Origin of the sequence: Actinosynnema sp. NPDC023658 (assembly GCF_040639995.1) — a bacterium.
Classification (GTDB): Bacteria; Actinomycetota; Actinomycetes; order Mycobacteriales; family Pseudonocardiaceae; genus Actinosynnema.
The window spans coordinates 13,724-35,974 of the sequence record NZ_JBFAAX010000024.1 but is presented as its reverse complement, the minus strand read 5'-3'; the positions used below and the strand labels follow the sequence as shown (position 1 = coordinate 35,974).

21 protein-coding genes and 1 tRNA gene are annotated in these 22,251 nt (G+C 71.7%); 9 read left to right on the top strand and 13 right to left on the bottom strand.

Features of this window, described 5'->3' with window-relative positions:
* From AB0G02_RS05535 to AB0G02_RS05525, 3 genes are all read right to left on the bottom strand, one after another.
* Nucleotides 1-1,177: PPE domain-containing protein (locus tag AB0G02_RS05535; protein WP_360789790.1), on the bottom strand; the 1,177-nt coding region annotated here is incomplete at its 3' end.
* A complete protein-coding gene (locus AB0G02_RS05530; protein WP_360789787.1) occupies nucleotides 1,177-2,154 on the bottom strand; it encodes a hypothetical protein in 978 nt (325 codons plus the stop codon). The genes AB0G02_RS05535 and AB0G02_RS05530, both read right to left, overlap by 1 nt.
* Before the next feature lie 175 nt (nucleotides 2,155-2,329).
* Nucleotides 2,330-3,007: a dienelactone hydrolase family protein gene (locus AB0G02_RS05525; protein ID WP_360789784.1), complete on the bottom strand. Its 678-nt coding sequence runs from the start codon at nucleotides 3,005-3,007 to the stop codon at nucleotides 2,330-2,332.
* Nucleotides 3,008-3,128: 121 nt separating this feature from the next.
* On the opposite strand from AB0G02_RS05525, the gene hisC reads away from it, so the two are divergent.
* Nucleotides 3,129-4,196 (top strand): histidinol-phosphate transaminase, encoded by a 1,068-nt coding sequence (gene hisC, locus AB0G02_RS05520; protein ID WP_360789781.1) that lies wholly within the window; start codon nucleotides 3,129-3,131, stop codon nucleotides 4,194-4,196.
* Between the two features lie 5 nt (nucleotides 4,197-4,201).
* On the opposite strand, the gene AB0G02_RS05515 is transcribed toward hisC, so the two are convergent.
* Together AB0G02_RS05515 and AB0G02_RS05510 are read right to left on the bottom strand one after the other, a co-directional pair.
* Complete coding sequence (locus tag AB0G02_RS05515) at nucleotides 4,202-4,951, bottom strand: sulfite exporter TauE/SafE family protein (protein ID WP_360789778.1); 750 nt, start codon at nucleotides 4,949-4,951, stop codon at nucleotides 4,202-4,204.
* A gap of 102 nt (nucleotides 4,952-5,053) precedes the next feature.
* Complete coding sequence (locus tag AB0G02_RS05510; protein WP_360789775.1) at nucleotides 5,054-6,010, bottom strand: hypothetical protein; 957 nt, start codon at nucleotides 6,008-6,010, stop codon at nucleotides 5,054-5,056.
* A 94-nt stretch (nucleotides 6,011-6,104) separates the two neighbouring features.
* Here AB0G02_RS05510 and AB0G02_RS05505 point away from each other — a divergent pair, with 94 nt between their 5' ends.
* Nucleotides 6,105-6,539 (top strand): MarR family transcriptional regulator, encoded by a 435-nt coding sequence (locus AB0G02_RS05505; RefSeq protein ID WP_360789772.1) that lies wholly within the window; start codon nucleotides 6,105-6,107, stop codon nucleotides 6,537-6,539.
* A gap of 76 nt (nucleotides 6,540-6,615) precedes the next feature.
* Here AB0G02_RS05505 and AB0G02_RS05500 read toward each other — a convergent pair whose 3' ends face one another.
* Nucleotides 6,616-7,518, bottom strand: a complete 903-nt coding sequence (locus tag AB0G02_RS05500) for a neutral zinc metallopeptidase (RefSeq protein WP_360789770.1) — start codon at nucleotides 7,516-7,518, stop codon at nucleotides 6,616-6,618.
* 630 nt (nucleotides 7,519-8,148) lie between these two features.
* Complete coding sequence (locus AB0G02_RS05495) at nucleotides 8,149-9,876, bottom strand: bifunctional metallophosphatase/5'-nucleotidase (RefSeq protein WP_360789768.1); 1,728 nt, start codon at nucleotides 9,874-9,876, stop codon at nucleotides 8,149-8,151.
* Between the two features lie 172 nt (nucleotides 9,877-10,048).
* On the opposite strand from AB0G02_RS05495, the gene AB0G02_RS05490 reads away from it, so the two are divergent.
* The 3 genes from AB0G02_RS05490 to AB0G02_RS05480 all read left to right on the top strand — a co-directional run bounded on the left by AB0G02_RS05490 (nucleotide 10,049) and on the right by AB0G02_RS05480 (nucleotide 11,341).
* Nucleotides 10,049-10,480, top strand: a complete 432-nt coding sequence (locus AB0G02_RS05490; protein WP_360789765.1) for a MarR family transcriptional regulator — start codon at nucleotides 10,049-10,051, stop codon at nucleotides 10,478-10,480.
* 17 nt (nucleotides 10,481-10,497) lie between these two features.
* Nucleotides 10,498-10,582, top strand: a tRNA-Ser gene (locus AB0G02_RS05485).
* A 222-nt stretch (nucleotides 10,583-10,804) separates the two neighbouring features.
* Nucleotides 10,805-11,341 carry a choice-of-anchor K domain-containing protein gene (locus AB0G02_RS05480; protein WP_360789762.1) on the top strand — a complete coding sequence of 179 codons (537 nt, stop codon included), beginning with the start codon at nucleotides 10,805-10,807 and terminating at the stop codon, nucleotides 11,339-11,341.
* Nucleotides 11,342-11,423: 82 nt separating this feature from the next.
* Here AB0G02_RS05480 and AB0G02_RS05475 read toward each other — a convergent pair whose 3' ends face one another.
* The 4 genes from AB0G02_RS05475 to AB0G02_RS05460 form a co-directional block, all read right to left on the bottom strand.
* On the bottom strand, nucleotides 11,424-12,716 hold the full coding sequence (locus AB0G02_RS05475; RefSeq protein WP_360789760.1) for a hypothetical protein: 1,293 nt from the start codon (nucleotides 12,714-12,716) through the stop codon (nucleotides 11,424-11,426).
* 266 nt (nucleotides 12,717-12,982) lie between these two features.
* Nucleotides 12,983-14,269, bottom strand: a complete 1,287-nt coding sequence (locus tag AB0G02_RS05470) for a hypothetical protein (RefSeq protein ID WP_360789758.1) — start codon at nucleotides 14,267-14,269, stop codon at nucleotides 12,983-12,985.
* A 222-nt stretch (nucleotides 14,270-14,491) separates the two neighbouring features.
* A complete protein-coding gene (locus AB0G02_RS05465; RefSeq protein WP_360789755.1) occupies nucleotides 14,492-16,018 on the bottom strand; it encodes a M28 family metallopeptidase in 1,527 nt (508 codons plus the stop codon).
* Between the two features lie 62 nt (nucleotides 16,019-16,080).
* Nucleotides 16,081-16,728 carry a GNAT family protein gene (locus tag AB0G02_RS05460; RefSeq protein ID WP_360789752.1) on the bottom strand — a complete coding sequence of 216 codons (648 nt, stop codon included), beginning with the start codon at nucleotides 16,726-16,728 and terminating at the stop codon, nucleotides 16,081-16,083.
* Nucleotides 16,729-16,783: 55 nt separating this feature from the next.
* Here AB0G02_RS05460 and AB0G02_RS05455 point away from each other — a divergent pair, with 55 nt between their 5' ends.
* Nucleotides 16,784-17,752, top strand: a complete 969-nt coding sequence (locus tag AB0G02_RS05455) for an NAD(P)H-quinone oxidoreductase (protein ID WP_360789749.1) — start codon at nucleotides 16,784-16,786, stop codon at nucleotides 17,750-17,752.
* Nucleotides 17,753-17,755: 3 nt separating this feature from the next.
* On the opposite strand, the gene AB0G02_RS05450 is transcribed toward AB0G02_RS05455, so the two are convergent.
* Together AB0G02_RS05450 and AB0G02_RS05445 are read right to left on the bottom strand one after the other, a co-directional pair.
* Nucleotides 17,756-18,403 carry a class I SAM-dependent methyltransferase gene (locus AB0G02_RS05450; RefSeq protein ID WP_360789746.1) on the bottom strand — a complete coding sequence of 216 codons (648 nt, stop codon included), beginning with the start codon at nucleotides 18,401-18,403 and terminating at the stop codon, nucleotides 17,756-17,758.
* Nucleotides 18,404-18,433: 30 nt separating this feature from the next.
* A complete protein-coding gene (locus tag AB0G02_RS05445) occupies nucleotides 18,434-19,633 on the bottom strand; it encodes a cysteine desulfurase-like protein (protein WP_360789743.1) in 1,200 nt (399 codons plus the stop codon).
* A 113-nt stretch (nucleotides 19,634-19,746) separates the two neighbouring features.
* Between AB0G02_RS05445 and AB0G02_RS05440 the strand changes: the two genes are divergently transcribed.
* The 3 genes from AB0G02_RS05440 to AB0G02_RS05430 all read left to right on the top strand — a co-directional run bounded on the left by AB0G02_RS05440 (nucleotide 19,747) and on the right by AB0G02_RS05430 (nucleotide 22,239).
* Nucleotides 19,747-20,325 carry a bacterial proteasome activator family protein gene (locus AB0G02_RS05440; RefSeq protein WP_360789740.1) on the top strand — a complete coding sequence of 193 codons (579 nt, stop codon included), beginning with the start codon at nucleotides 19,747-19,749 and terminating at the stop codon, nucleotides 20,323-20,325.
* Between the two features lie 91 nt (nucleotides 20,326-20,416).
* Nucleotides 20,417-21,268, top strand: a complete 852-nt coding sequence (locus AB0G02_RS05435; RefSeq protein WP_360789737.1) for a class I SAM-dependent methyltransferase — start codon at nucleotides 20,417-20,419, stop codon at nucleotides 21,266-21,268.
* A gap of 59 nt (nucleotides 21,269-21,327) precedes the next feature.
* On the top strand, nucleotides 21,328-22,239 hold the full coding sequence (locus AB0G02_RS05430) for an ABC transporter permease (RefSeq protein ID WP_360789733.1): 912 nt from the start codon (nucleotides 21,328-21,330) through the stop codon (nucleotides 22,237-22,239).
* Nucleotides 22,240-22,251 lie beyond the last annotated feature (12 nt).

Below are 22,251 nucleotides of genomic sequence, written 5' to 3'. Positions count from 1 at the left end.
GCCACCGTGTTCCAGCACCGGTTCGGCTCCGGTGCCGTCCGGTTGCGCCGCCTGGTGGCCGAGTGCGTGCTGGGCAGGCCGTTGCTGGCGTCGGCGGACACGCTCTGGTTCCGCGACGACGACTACTTCGCGGTGCCGTGGCGGGGCAGCTGGGAGCTGGAGGGCGGCGGGCCGACGTTCCCCGACCGCCGCCGAAGCCCGAGCGGTTGCCGGTGAAACCGCCGCGCCCGGACTGGGCGGGCGTGGGACCGGGGCGCTGCGGGGCGCCGGCGGGTGCCGGCTTGGCGTTGTTCACCACGACCGGGCCGGCACCGCCGCCACCGCTGCCGGTGTCGGTCGTGTGCGGGGTCGGCGCGGACACCACCGGCGGCGGGGTCGGCGCGACCGGGTTGGTCGGCGGGCTGAACGACGGCACGGTCCGGTCGACCTCGTAGGAGTTCATCTGGAACATCGCCATGACCTCGGCGGCCTGGCGGTGCGTCGCGTCGGCGGTGACGACCGAGTCGACCGCGGGCGCGGCGATGGTGTCGATGCCGGTGAACGCGCCGGCCGTCCGCGAGGGCGTCGAGGCGAGCGAGCCGTCGTGGGGCGCCGCGTAGCTGCCGCTGCCCGTCATGCGGTCGGTGATCAGCGGCGAGCGGGGTGCGGCGACGGGCGTCGGCGTGGCGACCGGGCTCACCGCGGCGCCGGCGACCGGCGTGACCACCGGCGGCGCGGGCGCGGGCGGCGGCATCATCTCGCGCGCCGTCTGCACGTGGTCGATCTCGGTGGCGATGCACTTGGCCACGTTGTCGGCGTGCTCGCTGGTGTTCAGCGCCCACTTCTCCACCGACTCCAGGGCCTCGCGGGCGCGTTCGGCCGACTCGCCGGTCCACGCCTGGGTGGACTGGCCGATGGCCTTGGCCAGCAGCTCCTGCACCTCGCCTAGCGCCTTGCCGACGGCGGCCCAGTCGGCCTGGGCGCTGCCCGCGGCCTTGAGGTCGACGCCGGTGTTGATCATCTCCCACAGCTGCTGGTGGCTGTAGGTCATCCAGTCGACCTTCTGGCCGAGGTCGGTGGGCTTGTCGTGACCGTGCCCGTCGCCCTGACCGCCGCCCTGACCACCACCGTGCTGACCACCGTGACCGCCGCCGTGCCCTTGGCCGCCGTGGTTGCCGCCGTGCCTGTTGTCGCCCATCAGCCCTTGGCCTCCCCGGCGGAGCCGAAGGCGTCCGCCGCTTCGTCGTCGGCCCGTTCCAAGTTCCGCGCCGCTTCGCGGATGGTCTCCTCGACCTCGAAGAGGACCTGCATGAAGTCACCGATCACGTTGACCGCCGACTCGTCGTTGCCCACCGCCACCTCGCGCAGCCGGCGGCTGATCGCGTCGCTCACCCAGTTGTTGCCGAACTTGAGCTCGACGTCGAGGTTGTTGACCGCTCGGCCGTGCACGTTGTCGACCAGGCTGCGCGCCTGCGAGATCAGCTTGAGCAGGTCGTCGAGGCCCTGCTTGTCGAGGTCGAGCTTGACCGACTCCTTGTCCACGGCGCCCAACGCGGTGGTGGCCTTGTCCAGGTCGGTCTGCGCGGCCTTCGTGAAGGTCTCCGGCTTGCCCGCGGCGTCGGCGGTGGCCGAGGCGGGCAGGGTGACGGTCGCGCCCGGGTCGACCGGCGCGGAGGCCGGTGCGGCCGCGGCGGCCGTCGACGGGTCGGCCGCGACCGGCGGCGACGCCCCGGGCTGGGCCCCGGTGGGTGGAGCCACGGCGGGCGCGGCCACCGCGGGCGTCGCGAGCCCCGGCTCCACCGCCACGGGTTCGGACATCGCGGGGTCCGACATCGCGGGCTGGGTCACCGCCGGCTCTGCCGCCGCGGGCTGCGTCGCGGGCTGCGTCGCCACCGGCTGACCCACTGCGGGGACGTCCGCCCCGGGCTGGGTCACTCCGGGCTGGGTCACCCCGGGCGTCACCCCGGGCTGGGTCGCCGCGGGTGGAGTCACGGAGGGCGGCACCGCGGCCGGCGGTGGGAGCGCGGGCTCGACCACCGCGGGCTGCGGCAGGGTGGGTTCGGCCACCACGGGTGGTACGACCTCGGGCTGCATCCCCTCAGGCTGCACCACGTCGGGCCGCACCACCGCGGGCTGTGCCACCGCGGACGGCGTGAAGCCCGGCGGGATCTGCACCGTATGCGCACCCGCGAGTGGGACCGTGTTCCCGTCGCTCATCACTACCCCCTGCACTGCGATTCGCCGCAAGCTCACCGCGCGTTAGCCGTGCGACGACCGAAATCAGGCGTTCCGGACGCTTCCCTTAGATGTACCGGGAAGGCCGTTCGGTTCCAAGCCGCCGACCAGAGGCTTACCGCAGGTGCGAGTCGAACCAGTTCAACGCCCGCTGCCAGGCCTCCGCGCCGACCTCCGGCGTAGTGTCGAACCGGTGGTCGGTGTGGGAGAACCGGACGACGTCGGTCGCCACCGGCGCCGCCGCGGCGGCGTCGCGCAACTTCTCCACGTCACCGAACGGGATGTCGGTGTCGTCGTCGCCGTACAGGCCCAGCCACGGGCACGTCAGCTCTTCCGCCACCTCCACCAACGACGGCAGCCCGTCGGCCAGCGGCTCCAGGATCCCACCACCGCCCACGGTCACCGCGGCACCGATGGTTCGGCTTCCCGCAACCACCATCGCGACCGATCCGCCCAGGTCGAAGCCCATGACGCCCATCCGGTCCTGGCTCACGCCCTGCTGGCCCAGCCAGACGAAGGCGACGTCGGTGTCGGCCAGCACGTCCTCACCGGACAACCCGCTCACCATGGCGGGCGCGTCCTCGCCGGACACCTCGTCGTAGAGGTGCGGCGCGACCGCCAACCAGCCCTCGGCGGCCAGACCGCTCACCAGACCGCGGACGGTGTCGGTCACGCCGCGCGCCTCGTGCAGCACGACCAGTCCGCCGCGGACTGCGTTCTCCGGCTCGGCGACGGTCAGCCGCAGCTCTCGGCCGTCGGTGAGGGAGAGCGTCTCGGTGCGGGTAGGAATCATGGGCCAACCCTTCCACGTGGGGGTGAACGGCAGTCAACGTGAGCATCGGTACTGCGGGTATGCCCCATCCGGGTCTTTCACCGGATAACGTCCAGCTCAGAACCCTGAGAGGAGCCCTTGGATGACCGTGCGAACCCGCGCCGACCTCGTCGCGCTGCCCGGGTACGTGCCCGGCCGAACCATCCCCGGCGCGATCAAGCTGGCCAGCAACGAGGTGTCGGCCGGACCGCTGCCCAGCGTGGTGCGGGCGATCGCGGACGCGGCCACCGCCGTGAACCGCTACCCCGACACCGCCGCCACCGACCTCGTGGCGCGGTTGGGCGTGAAGCTCGGCGTGTCGCCGGAGCAGGTCGCCGTCGGCTGCGGCTCGGTGACGTTGTGCCAGCAGCTGGTGCAGGCCACCTGCACCGATGCCGACGAGGTCGTGTTCCCGTGGCGCTCGTTCGAGGCGTACCCGATCATCACCGCGGTCGTCGGCGCCAGCCAGACCAAGGTGCCGCTGACCCCGGGTCACGCGCTCGACCTCGACGCGATGGCCGACGCGATCACGCCGAAGACCCGCCTCGTGTTCGTGTGCAACCCGAACAACCCGACCGGGACGGCGGCGCGCGGGGCCGACGTCGAGCGGTTCATCGAGCGGGTGCCGTCGGACGTGCTCGTGGTGATCGACGAGGCCTACATGGAGTTCGTCGACGACCCGGAGGTGCCCGACGGCGTCGAGCTGGCGAAGGCGCAGTGGGCGGCGGGCCGGGACAACGTGGCCGTGCTGCGCACGTTCTCCAAGGCCTACGGGCTGGCCGGGCTGCGCGTCGGGTACGCCGTGGCCTCGCCCGCGGTGGCCGAGACGCTGCGCAAGGTCTACGTGCCGTTCAGCGTGAACGCGCTGGCGCAGGTCGCTGCGATGGCGTCGCTGGACGCCGAGGCGGAGCTGATGCAGCGGTGCCGCGCCATCGTGGCGGAGCGGGCGCGGGTGCGCGGCGCGCTGCTGGCCGCCGGGTTCGAGGTGCCCGAGTCGCAGGCGAACTTCGTGTGGCTGCCGCTCGGTGAGCGGACGGCGGCGTTCAACGAGCACTGCCTGGAGCACAAGGTGGTCGTGCGGGCGTTCGCCGGGGACGGCACGCGCGTCACGATCGGTGAGCCCGAGGAGAACGACGCGTTCCTGGCGGCTGCCCTGTCGTTCGCCGGCTGAGCCCGTCAGCGGGTGAGCAGCTGGACGATGGCCACGACTCCCACCACCACGATCACCGCGCGCAGGGCGGTGGGTGGGAGTCGTCGGCCGACCTTCGCGCCGATCTGACCGCCGATGACCGAGCCGATCGCGAGCAGCAGCACGGCGAGCCAGGCGACGTCCGCGATGAAGATGAACAGCACGCCCGCGACCAGGTTCACGAACGCGGTCAGCACGTTCTTCAGGGCGTTCATCCGCTGGATGTGCTCGCTCATCAGCACGCCCATCAGGCCCATCACCAGCACGCCCTGGGCCGCGCCGAAGTAGCCGCCGTAGATGCCGGCCAGGAACACGCCGACCCACAGCGCGACGCCGCCGTGCTCGTGCCGCTCCCGTTCCGCGAGCTTGCGGTTGAGCCACGGCTGGGCGATCACCAGCACCAGCGCGATGGCGATCAGCACCGGGACGATCGCGGAGAACGCGTCCTCCGGCAGCACCACCAGCAGGATCGCGCCGACGATGCCGCCGAGGACCGAGGCGGGCAGCAGCCGCTTGACCCGGCCCGCCTGGCCGGTCAGCTCGCGCCGGTAGCCGAACGCGCCGCTGAGCGAGCCGGGCACCAGGCCGAGGCTGTTGGACACGTTCGCCACCACCGGCGGGTAGCCGACGGCCAGCAGCACGGGGAACGTCACCAGGGTGCCGGAACCCACGACGGTGTTGATCCCACCGGCGAACACACCGGCCAGGACGACGACGATCGCCTCCAGCGTCGTCACGGCCACTCTCCCCCTGGTGTCGAAGTTGGTTAGCGACGCTAACACCACGTCGGGCGGGACGCGGTGTGGCACTTGCGACACCGCGCCCCGCTCAGACTTGGCTCACGACCTGCCGGGGAGCCTGCGCAACGTGTACGCGTCGGACGTCCCGGCGCCGGCGACCAGCGTGCCCAGGTCGCCGTCGACGACGTAGCTGCCGCGGGGCGAGCGGGCGATCGTGGTCGGCTCGTCGTCGGCCCACGGCGCGACCCGCAGGGTGGTGCGGGCGGTGCGCCAGCCGTCGTCGGACCGCAGCACGCTGACGGCGGCCTCGCCGGACGACGAGAGGGAGTTGGTGACGACGGTGAGCGCGCCGTCCGGGCGCAGGTCCATGCCGTCGCCGCCGACCAGCGGCCGGTCCAGGGCGACCTCGGAGATCACCCCGGACCGGGTGATCCTGAGGAGCGCGCCGGTGTCGTAGCGGACGGCGAGCAGGAAGCCCGCCGGGTGCCAGACGATCCCGTTCAGGCCGATGGTCTCGCTGCCGAGCCTGGGGTCGCGGACCAGCACGGTGGCGCGGCCCGCGCGGTCGACCCGGTAGAGCGCGTCGGTGGCCGGGTCGGTGACGTAGGCGTTGCCCGCGTGGTCGACGGTGACGTCGTTGGCGGCGTGCCGGCCGGGGCCGATGGCCAGGTCGACGACGTGCAGCGGACGTCCGGTGGCCAGGTCGAACACGCCCAGCCCGGAGGACTTGTAGGTGGTGTCGGGCGTGGACCGCTGCCCCAGGCCCATGTCGCCGTACGCGACGTAGATCCGGCCGCCGGCCACGTGCACGCCGAACGTCGACACCATCCGCGCGTCGCTGACCAGGGTCTTCGTGGTGCCGTCGCGGACGACCTCGACGGTGCCGCGGCGGAGGGAGCCGAGCAGGAACGTGTGCCGCAGCGGGTCCCAGGTGATGCCCTCGGGGTGCAGTTCGGCGGATCGGCCGGTGATCACGTCCGGTGCGGCGGGCGCGGTGGCCGGGGCGGCCGCGGCGGCTGCCGGGGTGACCAGCGGGACCGCCAGCGCCAAAGCCATCAGTAAGCGCATGATGCTCCGATCACTTGGGTAGGTACGTGCTCGAAGCTATATCAGGGCTCTGATAGACGTCAACGCACTTTACGATCGGGACATGGGCATGCCGGTCGAGGAGCGCCTGGGCGGCGACATCAAGCGGGTCGAGCACGAGCTGATGCTGGTGAAGCAGCAGGCCGTGCGACCGGCCGGGCTGACCGTGGCCCAGTACGCGACGCTGCTGGCGCTGAACGACCACCCCGGCGTCTCGGCCGCCGAGCTGGCCCGCCGCTGCCGCGTGACGCCGCAGACGATGACCACGATCCTGCGCAACCTGGAGTCGGCGGACCTGATCGCCCGCGTGCCGCACGAGGTGCACCGCAACGTGCTGGAGACCCGGCTGACCGAGGCGGGGCGCGCGGCCTTCGACGTCGCCGACGCGCGGGCGTCCGCGGTCGAGCGGCGGCTGGCCGACGAGTTCAGCGAGCAGGAGCGGGAGACCCTGCGGGCCTTGCTGGCCCGGTGCTCGAAGGTGCTCACCGAGCAGGGGTGACCGGGAACGGGACGAACGGGAACGGGGTGGCCGGCCGGGTCACCCCGTCACCGGCCACCCCGTCCGGGGAACGGCGTCAGCCCAGGTTGTTCGTGTCGAACGTGTTGCAGCGCGCCGGGTCGCCGCTGTCGTAGCCGGTCGAGTACCACTTCTGGCGCTGCGCCGACGTGCCGTGGGTGAACTTCGTCGTGTCGATGTGACCGCCGCCCAGCTCGCCCTGGATGAAGTCGTCACCGATGCGCGACGCCGCGTCGAGCGCCGCGTTCACGTCGTCCTGCGTCACGCCGGTGATCAGGGGCTGGCCGGACGCCGTGGGCACGGTCTGCGCGTGGTTGGCCCAGGCGCCCGCGTAGCAGTCGGCCTGGAGCTCCAGCCGCACCGAGTCCGACGTCGGCCCGGAGCCCGAGCCCACCCGGTCGGACGTGCCGAGCTGGTTCTGGATGTGGTGGCCGTACTCGTGCGCCAGCACGTAGGCCTCGACGAACGGGCCGCCGGTCGCGCCGAACTTCTGCTTCAACTCCTGGAAGAAGTCCAGGTCGATGTAGACCTGGCCGTCCGCCGGGCAGTAGAACGGGCCCACCGCGGACGACGCGTCGCCGCACCGGGTCGACACGCTGCCGGAGAAGAAGTTCGTCTGCGCGGCCTGGTAGGTGCGGCCGGACCGGGCGAACTGGTCGCTCCAGTAGCCCTGGATCGAGTTGATGAACGCGACCGCGCGGCAGTCGGCGTCGCGGTTGGCGTCCGCGCCGGTGTGGCACTTCTCCTTGATGGCGTCCGACCCGACCTGCTGGCCCTGGCCGACGTCCCCGAACCCGGCGCCGGACGGCAGCTGCCCGCCCCCGCCGAACTGCGACAGCACGAAGTAGAGGATCAGGCCGACGATGCCCAGCCCACCTCCACCGAGGGCGACCCGACCGCCGACACCGCGTTGATCGGTGACCTGTGACGTGTCCAGCTCGGCGTTCTCGTTGAACTGCACCGCGCGCCTCCCAGTTCCGGCCCTGGCCCCTGCTCGAAGCCATCCGGGGCCGCTGGAGGCCAATTGAAGCCGGACAGCACACAGCCCCGGGTGCGGGGCCCGACGTCGGGGCACCGCACCCGGGGTTTCCCATGTGGAAGTGACGAAAACCTGCGTGACGGGTCGGCGTGGACCGCGGTCGGCGTCGACGGTGGAGACGACGCCCTGAGACTTACCGGGTCAACATCGTCAAGCGCGACGACGACGCCGGTGGCGCCCTGCGCTCGAAACCTCGTCGGAACCGCTCACTGTCGCGATCGGGCCGGTCTTCGGACCGCTCCGCCCGCGGGGTCGCGGTTCGCGCGCGATTCGTCACCGCGAGGACTTACCTGCACCGCACCACCTACCCCTTCCGGGCGTGCCTCCGGCGAGTCGGCTCGGGTTCCGCCGGCGGCAGGTCCTGCATCGAGCATGCGCCTGATCGGCGGGATGCACAACCGCTGGAGACGCCCCTGAACTGGTGAAATGAGATTCATCCGGCTCGGTGGGGCGGTGGTCGCGGTCCGTGAGCGCGCGGTGGGCGGACGTCGGGGCGTCCACCCACCGCACGGGTCTCCCGGTGTCCTCACGGACTCCCGAGAGGATGTCGCGTCACGGCGTGGTGGTGATCCGGCCGAGCGCCGGCGGTGCCGTGTTCGGGTGGGCGGTCAGGTAGGCGGTGAAGCCGTCCAGGTCGATGCCGCCGCCGGTGATCTCGGTGCCGCCGGTGAACGCGCTGAAGCCGTCACCGCCGCCCTGCAGGAAGCTGTTGATCGTGACCCGGTACGTCGCGCCCGGGTCCAGCGGAGCCCCGTTCAGGACGATGTTCGACACCTTGGAGCCGATCGGCGCGGACGCCGACCACGAGTAGGTCAGGCCGCTCGACGGCTGGAGGACGATCTGCCGCTGCTGGCCGTTGACGACCTGCCACTGCTGCTCCAGCGCCTCCTTCAGCTGCACACCGGTCAACGTCACCGTCTGCAGGATGTTGCCGAACGGCTGCACGGTGAACGCCTCGCCGTAGGTCACCACGCCGTCGCCCTCACCCGCGGGCGAGGAGGCGTAGGTGAGGTCGGCGCGCACGCCGCCCGGGTTCATCAGCGCGAGCACCGCGCCGTTGCCCGTGGTGGCGGCCAGCTGCGAGTCCGCGATCAGGTTGCCGAGCGGGGACTCGCCCGCCGCGTTCTGCGCGCGCGGGATGTCCTGCGCGATCGTGCCGACCTGGCGGTTCGCGATCGGGCCGGACTTCGACTTCGCCAGGTCGATGATCGACTGGATCCCGGCGTCCGGCGTGACGTTCTTGGTCACCACGTGGTTGCGGGCGACGGTGGCCGAGCGGACGACCTCGCGGGTGCGCTTGTCGATCTTGAGGTCGACCACGGACAGCTCGCGGCCGAACGCCAGGCCCTCGATGAACGGGCGCGGGTTGCCCGCCGGGTCGGTGACCGTGCAGTTGTAGTGCTGGTGGCTGTGGCCGGAGAACACGGCGTCGATCTTGGGGCTGACCTGCTCCGCGATCTTGCGGCCGGGACCGCCCGCGACCGTGCGGCAGTCGTCCGGGCCGCCGCCCGCAGTGTTGTCGCCCTGGTGGATGAGCAGCACGATCGACTTCACGCCGAGCCAGTTCAGCAGGTCGGCGTACCGGTTGGCGGCGGCGACCTCGTCGTCGAACCGGAGCTCCTTGATGCCGTTCGGGTCGACCAGGATCGGCACGTCCTTCAGCGGCATGCCGATGAAGCCGATCGGGACGCCGTCGCGGAACTCGACCCAGAACGGCGGCAGCGCGGGCAGGCCGTTGTCGGCCTTCGTCACGTTCGCGCCGAGGATCGGGAAGTGCGCGCCCTGGTAGGAGTCGCGGAACTGGCAGCCGTCGGTCGGGTGGCAGCCGCCGCGCTGCATCCGCAGCAGCTCCTGGTAGCCCTCGTCGAACTCGTGGTTGCCCGCCGCCGAGGTGTCCATGCCGACCTGGTTGAGGACCTCGATGGTCGGCTCGTCGTGGAACAGCGCGGAGACGATCGGGGACGCGCCGATGAGGTCGCCCTGGCCGACGACCACCGAGTTGCGGACCTCGGCCTGGAGGTTCTTGATGTGGGTGGCGTTGTACGCGGCGCCACCCGCCTCGACCTGCGTGCCGTCGGACAGCGTGACGCGGCCCGAGGAGCCGGTGGGCGGCTCGATGTTGCCGTGCAGGTCGTTGATGCCGATCAGGCGGACGTCGACCGTGCGCGTGGGCTTGTTGTCGGCTTGTGCGGGGTTCTGCACGAGCGTGACCGCCAGCGCTGCCGCCGCGGTCACCGCGAGCGCGGCGGAGCGCTGCGCGGTGCGTCTGAACGAGGTCATGGGGTGGGTCCTCCCTGCGGCGCCCCGGTAGGAGGGCGCGGTACGGCGCAGGAGTTTGCCTTCCGGAGCTGTCCGGCACCAGACATCCCCGTGGATCGTCCGTTAACGGAGATGTGCGGCATAGCCTGGAGAGGTGACTGAGCACGAGCCGCGTTGGCTTGACGATGGGGAGATGCGCGCCTGGCGCAACTACGTGGTCGGGGCGTCGATGCTCGCCGACCGCTTGCACCGCGAGCTGCAGGACGGGCACGGGGTGTCGCTCGCTGATTACGAGGTGCTCGTGCGGTTGTCCGAACAGCCCGAGCGCCGGATGCGGATGTCGCAGCTGGCGGACGAGGTGGCGTCGTCCAAGAGCCGCGTCTCGCACCAGGTGGCGAGGATGGAGCGGGAGGGACTGCTGCGCCGCGAGGACTGCACCGACGACGGGCGGGGTGTGTTCGCGGAGCTGACGGATGAGGGCATGGCGCTGCTGGAGACCTCCGCGCCGACCCACGTCGAGGGCGTGCGCCAGCACATGATCGACCTGCTGTCGCGCGAGGAGCAGGAGGTCGTGGCGCGGGTGTTCGACCGGGTCATCACACACCTGCGGCAGCTGGACGGGTAACCTGCTCCGGCACACCGGGAAGCGTGGCAGAGCGGCCGAATGCACCCGCCTTGAAAGCGGGAGACGGGCAACCGTCCGGGGGTTCAAATCCCTCCGCTTCCGCAAGTCGAGCAGTGCGAACAGCGGCGGTCCGCCGGGTGGCGGGCGCCGCTTCGCCACTTGTGACGGATATTCGGAATTCGAGCGTCCTCGACGGCGATTCCCCGTCACCTCTCCCGGTTCGATGCCAGACCACCCGTTCGGCTGATGCGACTGCGCTCGCGCCCGCACCACTGTGGGTGGGGTACCTCGTTCGGAGAGCACCGGAGACAGGAGCGCTTCGCAGTGGGCCGGATCATCACCAGGGGCAAGTGGACCAAGGTATCCGCGGACGGTATCAACCTCAGCGGGTTGAACACGCCCTACATCAAATGGGGAATTCCGGCTGCCGATCCACTCGGCGGGCAGAGCGCGTACGAGTTCGTGCCCGTCAGCGCCCACGCGCACCTCGACGGCACCGAGTGCGTGCTCGGCACGTTCATCCACCACAACTGGGCGGTGGTGATGGCGGAGACCTCGACGTTCTCCGCGACCCTCGCCATCGAGGTGTACTTCGAGGACGACAACAAGACCCACTCCTTCGAAGTCACCTTCAGCCACGACGAGACGCCGAACGTGCCCGGTTACCAGGACGACATCGTGCTGCTGCCGACGATCGACGAACCCGATTTCGTGCACGTCGACGGCGTCGAGTACACGGTGTCCATCACCGGTTTCTCGCGCAACGGCTTCAGCTCCACCAAGTTCCGCAGTCCCGAGGGCCAGAGCAGCGACGCGGACATCGTCGCGAAGTTCCACCCGAAGAACCCGCGGGGCAACTGAGCGCCATTCCCGGGGCCGAACGGAATCCGGCCCGGACCGACCTCCGAGAGGAGGCCGAGCCGGGCCGGAATGGCATTTCCCGTCAGGCGAAGACGCCGAACACGTCGACGATCAGGTGCGTGTAGCCCGCGTTGTTGTAGTACGAGTGCGAGGGGCGGTACACGTTGTCGATCTCGTCGTAGGCGCTGCCGAAGCGGACGGTGGCCATGTTCGACGAGGTCTGGCCGGGGACCAGGTTGAGCGTCGAGGTGCCCGGCCTGCTCTCGCCCGCCGGGTACACCGTGACGTAGGTGCTCCCGGTCGGGTCCGTGCCGGTCAGGTTCATCAGCATGCTGTTGCCCGCCACCACGTCCGGGTGCATGAACAGCAGCGTCAGGGTGCCGCCCGGCGGGACCGGGCGGCCCTCGTCGCGGGTGTCGTACGAGCGGGTGGGGGTGAAGGGGTAGAAGTCCGCGCCGCCGCTGTCGGTGGGCAGGTAGTACCCGGTGATGTCGACGACCAGGTTCACGGAGCCGGCGTTGTTGTACAGGTTGACCTTGCGGTCGGACCCGAGGGCGACGGTCACGCCGTTGGGCGTGGCGCCACCGGGCACCACGTTGAGGCTGGACGCGGTCGGACGCGTGACGCCGGACGGCCAGGCCGTGACGTACGTGCTCTCCGTCGCGTCGACGCCGGTCACGTTCAGCGACACCGCGGTCGCCCCGGCGGGCACGCCGGCCGCGGTGAAGTCGATGCCGCGGGACTCGCCGGCGTAGAACGCGCCACCGGTGTTGCGGGAGTCGTACACGCGGGTCGGGCTCTTGCCGAAGTACCTGGCCGGAGCGGTGGGGGCGGTGCCCGGGTCGGCGTAGACGTAGTAGCCCGCGACGTCCGCGATCAGGTGGGTGCTGCCCGCGTTGTTGTAGAGGTTGACCGTGCCGGGGAGCGACACCCGGGTGGTGACCGAGTTGGCGCGGGTCTCACCGCGCACCAGGTTCAGGGTCGAGACGGCGGGCCTGGGCTCGTCGCCGCCCTGCCACACCGTTACGTACGTGGCGGCGGTGGGCGAGGTGCCGGTCACGTTCAGCACGACCGCGACCGTGTACTTGGGGACGTCGTCGACCAGGACCTCGATCCGCTCCCCGGCGCCGACCGGCGCGGTGGCGCCGTCCCGGCCGAGACCGGTGCGGGTGTCCAGGACGCGCCTGGGCGCCGACGGGATGAACCTGGTGGGCTCGACCTCGTCGTCGGCGGCCCGGACCTCCTCGGTGCCGTACGCGCGGGCGACCCTGTCCCCCTCGTGACCGGGCGCGGGATCGGCCGTGGCCGGTGCCGCGCCCGCCACCACGGCCGCGGCGGCCGCCGTGGCGACCAGCAGCGCTGTGGAACGACGCATTGGTTTCTCTCCTGACGCGAAGCGGTGTGGGCGTCGGTCCACCAGCCGGTCCGCGGCGTGGACGCGCGAACCCGGGCAGCGCGAAGTACGACCCCCCTTGTGGGACGAGCCCCCGACTCGACCGAACGCGCCGGACACTACCCCAGCGACACGACCGCAGGAAGGGAATTCCGCTTCCCGGGCGGCAGGTATCTCCTTTGTGGACAGTCCTAATAGCACTGAGGGCCGGTTCCCCGGAGTGGGGAACCGGCCTCCCGGCACCGGGTTCAGCGGGTGTCCGCGTAGTCCTTGAACTCGACGGTCACCGCGTCCTGGTCCGAGCGCCAGGCGGGCACGGTGATCGTCCTGGACTCCGACGTGCCGCGGATGCCCTCCCGCACCGCGATCGAGCCGGTGGGCGGCAGGTAGACGTCCACGCCGGTGAGGAACGGGAGCGAGGCGAAGTCCGCGGCGGGGGCCCCGAGGGTCGAACGGCGGTCGCAGCCGTCGTCGAAGAGGAACGCCGCCAGCACCTGCCGCGACCGGGGCGCGACGTTCGCGGTCAGCACCTCGACGCCGTTGACCGCGAGGCTGTCGCTGCCCGCGCCCTGGTCCGACCACCACTCGCGGTTGCGGACGGTGGTGATCGCGGTGTGCGTGGAGCAGCGGTCCACGTCGTCACCCGGACCGCCCGGCGCCGAGATCTGCAGCCGGACGAACTGGTTGGTGCGCTCGAACGACTCGAAGTAGAAGTGGGACGTGAGCTCGCCGGTCCGCCGGTACTCCAGCTCGTAGCGCTTGCGCGGGTCGACCGCCAGCGGCCCGAAGGCGCCGTCGTAGGTGGTCGCGCTGTGCACCGGCGCGGACCCCACGCGGGCGCCCGAGGACTCCGCCACCTCCCACACGGCCAGCCGGCCGGGGACGCCGGTGTTCGCGCCGAAGTACGTCGCCCGCCCCGAGATCGTCACCCCGGACGACTGGGGCACGACCTGGGTGGTCTGCGGCGCCGTCCCCGTCAGGAACCGGTAGATGTGGGCGAAGCCCTCGGCCGACGTCGTGGTCTCGGTGTGCCCCACGTCGGGCAGGTGCACGTTGGTCGCCCCGCCGATGGACCCGTCGGGTTGCAGCCCGCTCCACAGGGCGAGCGTGGGCACGCCGCCGGGCGGGTAGAGGCTGGACCGGCCGTCCACGTTGACGTATCGGCGCACCTCGGCGGCGCGCGACGGGGTCGCCAGGTACGAGTGCACCACGATCGTGCCGCGCGAGTGGGCGATGAGGTCGACGGTGGGCGAACTGGTCGCCGCGCGCACGCGGTCGACGAACGCCGCCAGGCCGAGGACGGCCCGCTCGTTGAACAACGTGCCGGTGTCGTACTCGTAGGCGAACAACAACCGGTCGGGGTAGCCGTTGCTGGAGAAGCGCTGCGCGTTGGACTGGAACTGCTGCGCCGAGCCCTCCTGGCCGTGCACGAAGATCACCGGCACGGTGGGTGCCGCCTGTGCTTCGGGCACCGGCGCGAGGAGGGGGACGGCCGCCGCGGTCAGGGCAGCGGCGAACAGGGCGAATCGGGTCACCGGAGGCCTTCCGTTCGAGTGCGGAACCGTGGCGCTCGCGAGGGTTCCGCACACTCCCGCGGCGCCGGGGAAGACCACTCGAACGTAACGGCGGCGGCTCGGCGGGCACCAGCGCCCGGGGGAAACGTGAGATGGCCGTATCACCCGAACACCAGGGCCGTACCGCCGCAGCACGAGGGCCGGCCCCCCCGCGGGAGACCGGCCCTCGACGTGCCCGGACGCCTACGCGACGGTCGCGTGCGAGTGGTGCTCCGCCACCCGCATCGAACGCGCCGCGGCGGCACGGGTCTCCGCCCGCTTCGCCCGCGGCGGGACACCGTTCACGCTCTCGGTGCTCATCGCGTACGACGCCGTCACCCAGGCCACCGCGTCGGCGTTGCGCTCCAGCGCCACCCGGTCGATGTTGCCCAGGGTGTCGCCCGCGGCGTGGTAGTTGGGGTCGTACGGGGCACCCGCGGTGCCGCCCCACTTCGCCGCCTGCGCCTCGGTCTTGATGCCCTCGGCGCCGGTGAACAGGCCACCGGCCGGGATGCCCTGCGCGATGAACTCGCCGTAGTCCGAGCGACCGGTGAAGTCGGTGCCCTCGGTCTGCACGCCCTTCTCGACGGTCAGGTAGTCGACGAACGCCTGCTCGATCTGCGCCGAGCCGTACGGGCCGGCACCCGCGCCCACGGCGTCGGAGTCGTCGCCGTCGTAGACGAAGTACGCCGCGTTCGGTGAGCCGATCATGTCGAAGTTCAGGTACAGCGCGATGTCGAGCTGCTGCTCGAACGTCAACGACTGCACGTACTTCGTGGAGCCGACGAGGCCGAGCTCCTCGGCGCCCCACCAGCCGAACCGCACCGCGTTGTCGACCTTGGGCGACCCGCCGAGCTTCAGCGCGGTCTCCAGCAGGCCGGCCGAGCCGGTGCCGTTGTCGTTGATGCCGGGGCCTTCCTCGACGCTGTCGAGGTGGGAGCCCGCCATCACGACGTTGTCCTTGCGACCGGTCTTCGTCTGGGCGATGACGTTGCGCGCGACGTGGTCCTCGTCGTGGTAGCGCAGGTCGAGGGTCACGGTCTGGCCGCCGAGCTGGGCCAGCGCGGTGCCGTCGGCCCGGCTGACGCCGCCGGTGGGCACGACGCCCGGCGCACCGAGCGTGACGCCCGCCAGCTTGCCCTCGGCGTTGTTCGCGACGATGACCCCGATCGCGCCCGCGGCGGCGGCGTTGCGGTGCTTGATGTCGAACGTGCACGCGCCGCGGCGGATCAGGGCGATCGAGCCGGTGAAGTCCTGGCCGGCGAAGTCGCTCGCCTCGCAGCCCGGCGTCGCGTCCTCGGGGACGACCCGCAGCGGGCCGGTGATGCCGCCCGCCGGCGTCTGCGGCGAGAACTCCATCGCGATGGCCTCGTAGGTGGTGGTGCCGACCTTGGCGGTCGCGGCGTCGTCGACCCGCACCGGGTAGGTGAACTCCGGCGTGCTGACGTCGAAGCCCGCGCCGCGCAGCTTGCCCACCACGTACTCGACGCTGGCGTCGTAGCCCGGCGTGCCCACCGCGCGGGTGCCGCTGTTGCGGTCGGCGATGCGCTGGAGCGCGATCAGGTGGCGGTTGACCCCTTCGAGCGTCACGTTCTTGACGAGGTTCTTCGCCAGCTTCGGCCCGTCGAGGCCGGCGGCGGGCGCGGCGTGGGAGGTCGGCACGGCGACCAGTGCGAGGGACGCGGACGCTGCGAGGATCGCCGCACGTCGGATCCCTGTTCTTGCTGACATGATCGAGTTCCCCTTCACTCGGATGCCGAACCCTCACAAGTCCCGTGGGTGAATGCAATCCGTCACTCGGAGGGTTCTCGCCCTGTGAGCAGCCGCAGGCACCCTGTGACGCCGCTCACAGCAAGCTCCCAGTCGGGTCGGCGGAACTCCTCCGGCGTCAGCAGCAACCGGGTCTGACGAGCCGCCTCACCCCTCCTGACCTGCGAGAACGTGCCGTCGGGCCGATAGCCGAGCTTGCGGCTGACGCGGTGCGAGGCGAGGTTGTCGTCGAACGCGCTCGACCGCGCCGCCACCGCGCCGAGGTGGTCGAACGCGAACGCCAGCACCGCCGCCCGCATCTCCGCGCCGATGCCGCGCCCCTGGTGCCGCAGCCCGACCCACGACCCGGTGGCGACCTCGCGGAGGACCGGGAAGTCGTCGGCGCCGAGCGACTGCGCGCCGACCACGCGGCCGGCCAGGCGGATCAGGAAGTTCAGCGTCCACCGCTGCGGCGACAGCTCGGACCGCACCCGCCAGTGGTGCTGGAGGGCGTTGGTGCCGAGCTGCTCGCGCGGCGCGTCGGTCCACTCGACGCCGAACGGCATCCGGTCGGGCGGGTGGACGCCGTCGAGCACCACGTCGACCAGTTCGAGCAGGCCCTCGTCGTCGTCGGGGCGCAGTTCGAGGCGCGGGGTGCGCAGCACCAGGTTCCGGAACGGCCAGTGGTCCATGCCGGTCGATGGTGGCGGCCGCGCGTCCGGCGGGCGAGCGGATTACCGTCGGGTCATGCGCGCGATCACCATTCGGCAATTCGGCGGACCGGACGTGCTGGAGTGGGCGGAGGTTCGGGATCCCGAACCGGGGCCCGGCGAGGTCCTGCTGGACGTGGCCGCGACCGCGGTGAACCGGGCCGACCTGCTGCAGCGCCAGGGCCACTACCCGCCGCCGAAGGGCACCTCGGACGTGCTCGGCCTGGAGTGCTCGGGCACGGTCGCGGCGCTCGGTGACGGGGTCACGGGCTGGCAGGTCGGTGACGAGGTGTGCGCGCTGCTCGCCGGCGGTGGGTACGCGCAGCGGGTCGTCGTCCCGGCCCCGCAGCTGCTGCCGCTGCCGGAGGGCGTGGACCTGGTGACGGCCGCGTCGCTGCCCGAGGTCGCGTGCACGGTGTGGTCGAACGTCGTGATGACGGCGGGTCTCAAGAGCGGCGGGACGTTCCTCGTGCACGGCGGCGCGGGCGGCATCGGCACGCACGCCATCCAGGTCGCCAAGGCGCTCGGCGCGCGCGTCGCCGTCACGGCGGGGTCGGCGGACCGGCTGCGCAGGTGCGCCGAGCTGGGCGCGGACGTGCTGGTGAACTACCGCGAGCAGGACTTCGTGGCCGAGGTCGGCCGGGCGGACGTGGTGCTGGACAACATGGGCGGGGCCTACCTGGACCGCAACCTCGACGTGCTCGCGCCGGACGGCCGGCTGGTGGTCATCGGCATGCAGGGCGGGGCGAAGGCGGAGCTGAACATCGGCAAGCTGCTGTCCAAGCGGGCCGGCGTGATCGCCACCGGCCTGCGGTTCCGGCCGGTGGACGGGCCGAGCGGCAAGGGCCGCGTCGTGGCCGAGGTGCGCGAGCACCTGTGGCCGCTCATCGCGTCCGGGCAGGTCAAGCCCGTCGTGCACGACGTGCTGCCGCTCGAACGGGCCGCCGACGCGCACCGCGCGCTGGAGGGCGGCGAGGTGTTCGGCAAGCTCGTGCTCCAGACCTGAGCGTCAGCCCCGGTCCAGTGCGGTCGCGGTGGCCAGGAAGGTGCGCGGCGTGGTGCGGAAGCGCAGCGCGAACTCCTCGGCCCACCGCACCAGCACGGTCTGCTCGCCGGGGCGTTCGGCGTCGTCCACCAGCACCGCCGCGCCCGGCGCGAGCACGCCGCGCAGCACCGGCAGCGCCGGGTAGCGGGCGTCGCCCAGCAGCGGGCCGTCCACCAGCAGCAGGTCCACCAGGCCGTACCGCTCCACGTACGCCGACACCTCGTCGTGCACGAGCTGCGGGTGGTACCACTGGGCGTTGCCGAGCGCCGCCGGGTGGGGCGTGAGGGGCGCGTGCACGACGCGGGCCACGTGGCCGAGGCCCTCGCGGCGCAGCTGGCTGGCCACGAACGCGGCCGTGCGCTCGTCGTGCTCGACCGACAGCAGGTGGCCGAACCCGCGCCGCGCCAGCAACCGCGCCAGCACCACTGACGACGCGCCGCACCCGCACTCCACCAGCACGGTCCGCGAGCCGAGCAGCACCTCGTCCACCACGGCCGCCAGCGCGGCGGGGCGCAGCTCGTGCGCCGTGTTGGGCAGGTACTCCGACATCAGCGGTGCGAGGCGGTGCAGTGCGGCGAGGTCGGCCAGCTCCCGTGACAGCAGGTCGTCCACCCAGCCCCCCGGTCTCCGCGCAACCCGACCTCAGCCGAGCTCGGCGACCGCCCGCACGAGCTCGTCCACTTCCACCGCGTTCGTGTAGTGCGCCAGGCCGACGCGGATCGCACCGCCGACCTCACCCACCCCCAGCACCGAGAAGACGCCGTGCTGCCCCGAGTCCGCGAACGCGCACACACCGCGCTCGGACAGGTGCTCGACGCCGTCGGTCGCCTTCACGCCGGCCACCGTGAACGCCAGCGCCGGCACCCGGCGCATGGCGTCACCGATCACCATGACGTGACGCAGCGATCGCAGTTCGTTGATGAGATTAGCCAGAAGTCCCGCCTGGTAGGCCTTCACCGAACCCAGGGACGTGAGCACGCGCTCGCGCCGCGGGCCCACCGCGGCGTCGTCCAGACCGGCCAGGTACTCGACCGATGCCACCAGACCGGCCAGCAGCGGGTAGGCGTGCGGGCCCAGTTCCAGGCGTTCGGGACCCCGCGCCCCGGGCTCCACCGCGACCGACGGCAGCAGGTCGAGCATCGACGGGTCGCGGAACACCAGCGCGCCCACCGGCGGGCCGCCCCAGTTGTTCGCGGACACCGCCACCACGTCGGCGCCCATCGAGGTGATGTCGAGCGGCACGAACGGCGCGGCGGAGGAGGCGTCCACCACGACCAGCGCGTCCGCGCGGCGGGCGGCGTCAGCGATCTTGCGCAGGTCCGGGCGGGTGCCGACGGAGCCGGACGCGGCGGTCACCGCCACCAGCTTGCACTTCGGCGTGACCAGGTCGTCGTACTGCCACGCGGGCAGCTCGCAGGTCTCGATGTCGACCTCGGCCCACCGCACCACGCTGCCGGTGCGCTGGGCGGCCCGCTGCCACGGCGCGATGTTGCCCGGGTGGTCCAGCCTCGACACCACGACCTCGTCACCGAGGAACCAGCCCTCGGACAGCGCGTCGGCCAGCCGCTGCAGCAGCACCGCCGAGCTCGGGCCGAGCACGACGCCGGCCGGGTCGGCGCCGACCAGGTCGGCCACGGCCCGCCTGGCCGCGTCGACGATGGCCTCGGCACGTTGCGAAGCGGGGAATATGCCACCCGGTCCGGAGACGGGTGCGCGCAGCGCGGTGGAGACGGCCGTGGCCACCTGTTCGGGTACTTGCATCCCCGCAGGAGCGTCCAGATGAACCCAGCCGTCGCCGAGCGCGGGGAACAGCCCACGGACCCGTGCGACGTCGAACGCCATGCCGCACACCGTACGGAGGACGTCGGTGCGAGCGACAGCAGGGGCCGCGGGTTTGCCGCCCGATCCGTGACCCGGTTCGGCGTCCGGCACCCGATCGGGCCAGGATGGGAGGCATGAGCGAGGCACCCCGAGGTGATCAGGTGGAGAACGAGCGGCGCACCGCCGGCGGAGGCGGCGATCAGGCGGTGGTGGTGGTCGGCCCGGACGGCACCCCGGTCGGCGCGGCGCGGGTGCCGTCCGGCGACGACGCGGGCGGCCAGGACGTCACCGACCTGGTCGAGCAGCCGGCCAAGGTCATGCGCATCGGCACGATGATCAAGCAGCTCCTGGAGGAGGTGCGCGCGGCTCCCCTCGACGAGGCCAGCCGCAACCGGCTCAAGGAGATCCACAAGCGGTCCATCGACGAGCTGGAGGACGGCCTGGCGCCGGAGCTGCGCGACGAGCTGGAGCGGCTGTCCCTGCCGTTCACCGAGGAGGGCACCCCCTCCGACGCGGAGCTGCGGATCGCCCAGGCCCAGCTCGTCGGGTGGCTGGAGGGCCTGTTCCACGGCATCCAGACGGCGCTGTTCGCCCAGCAGATGGCCGCGCGCGTCCAGTTGGAGCAGATGCGCGGACGGGCGCTGCCGGCAGGCACCGGTCACGCCGACGCCGAGGGCGGTCCGCACATCAGGGGGACGGGTCAGTACTTGTAACGTTCCGGTGCGGCGGTGAGGTCGCGGGCTGGACAACGGGCACCGCGCTGCCCGACCGTGTTCACCGCCACACCGTGAGAGGAGCCGACAAGTGCTCGACAAAGTCCGGCACAGCCCCATCGTCGAAGAAGTCCGGAAGCGCGTGCGCGGCAAGATCCTCCGGGTCATCGACGACGTGGTGCGCCCCTACCACCACGAGCAGGCGGAGCGGATCGCCAAGCTCCAGCACGAGGTGGAGCAGCTCCGCAGGCAGGCCGACCGGGCCGTGGACGCCACGATCCAGTACGAGGTCAGGGCCCGGCGCGACCTGGTCTTCGCGGGTGAGCAGGAAGCCGCGCTGGAGAGCGCCCGGTTCGTGCGCCGGAACCTGCCGACCGCACCCCACTTCGGCCACCCGCACGCCACGCTGGAGCACGGGCTCGGTCTGGTCGAGGCCGAGGGCATGGCGCTGGAGTTCGGCGTCTACACCGGCAGCACGCTCAAGATCATCGCCACCGCGCGCGAGGGCCGCGAGGTGTACGGCTTCGACTCGTTCGAGGGCCTGCCCGAGGACTGGCGCAACGGCTTCCCGGCCGGCCTGTTCGGCATGGACGGCCTGCCCGACGTGGACGGCGCCGAGCTCGTCGTCGGCTGGTTCGACGACACCCTGCCCGGCTTCCTGGACGCCCACCCCGGCCCGGTCGCGTTCCTGCACGTCGACTGCGACCTGTACTCGTCCACCAAGACGGTGCTCGACCTCGTCGGCCCCCGGCTGGTGCCCGGCAGCGTGATCGTGTTCGACGAGTACTTCAACTACCCGGGGTGGCAGGAGCACGAGCACAAGGCGTGGACGGAGTACGTCGAGCGCACCGGGATCGAGTTCGACTACTGCGGGTACACGTACGATCACGAACAGGTGATCATGAAGGTAACCGGGGTGCCGGACCTCCCGCAGCAGGGGTGACCGCACCGTGACAGCCCGGCGACAGGGTCCACACCCTGTCGCCGGTAGTCTCACCACTCGTGCAACCCACGAGTACGGTCGAGCGGCCTCCCGCTCCCCTGGCACCCAACTCGCGCACGTTCGCGCGCGCGTTCGGCGACGTGCGCGACGCGTGGCGGCAGCGGGAGCTGTGGGGCCACCTCGGCTGGCAGGACATCAAGCAGCGGTACCGCCGGTCGGTCATCGGCCCGCTGTGGATCACCATCTCCATGGGCACCACGGCCCTCGCGCTCGGCCTGCTCTACTCGCAGCTGTTCCACCAGCAGCTCGGCACGTTCCTGCCCTACGTGACGGCCGGCTTCATCATCTGGAACTTCATCCTCGGCGTGGTCACCGAGGGCACCGAGGTCTTCATCGCCAACGAGGGCCTGATCAAGCACCTGCCCGCGCCCATCACGGTGCACGTGCTGCGCATGGTGTGGCGCCAGGTGCTGTTCCTGCTCCACAACCTGGCCGTCTACGTGGTCGTGGTGGCGATCTTCTTCCCGACGCTGTCGCACCCGTACCAGATGCAGGGCGACCCCACCCTCCAGCCCGGCCTGTCGTGGGCCGCGCTGCTCGTGATCCCCGCGTTCGCGCTGGTCGTGCTGAACGCGGTGTGGGTGGCGCTGCTGTTCGGCATCATCAGCACCCGGTTCCGCGACATCCCGCCGGTGATCAACAGCTTCATCAACCTGATCTTCTTCATGACGCCCATCGTGTGGCACGTCGGGGTGCTCAACTCGGTCACCGGCAGCCAGGGCAACTGGCGCGTCCTGATCGCCGAGCTGAACCCCCTGTACCACTTCGTGGAGCTGGTCCGGGCGCCCATGCTGGGGCACTCGCAGGACTGGCACCACTGGGTGGTCGTCGGCGCGTTCACCGTCGTGGGGTGGGCGCTGGCGCTGATCGCGATGCGGAACTACCGTGCCCGCGTCTCCTACTGGGTCTGAGTGAGGCCGCAA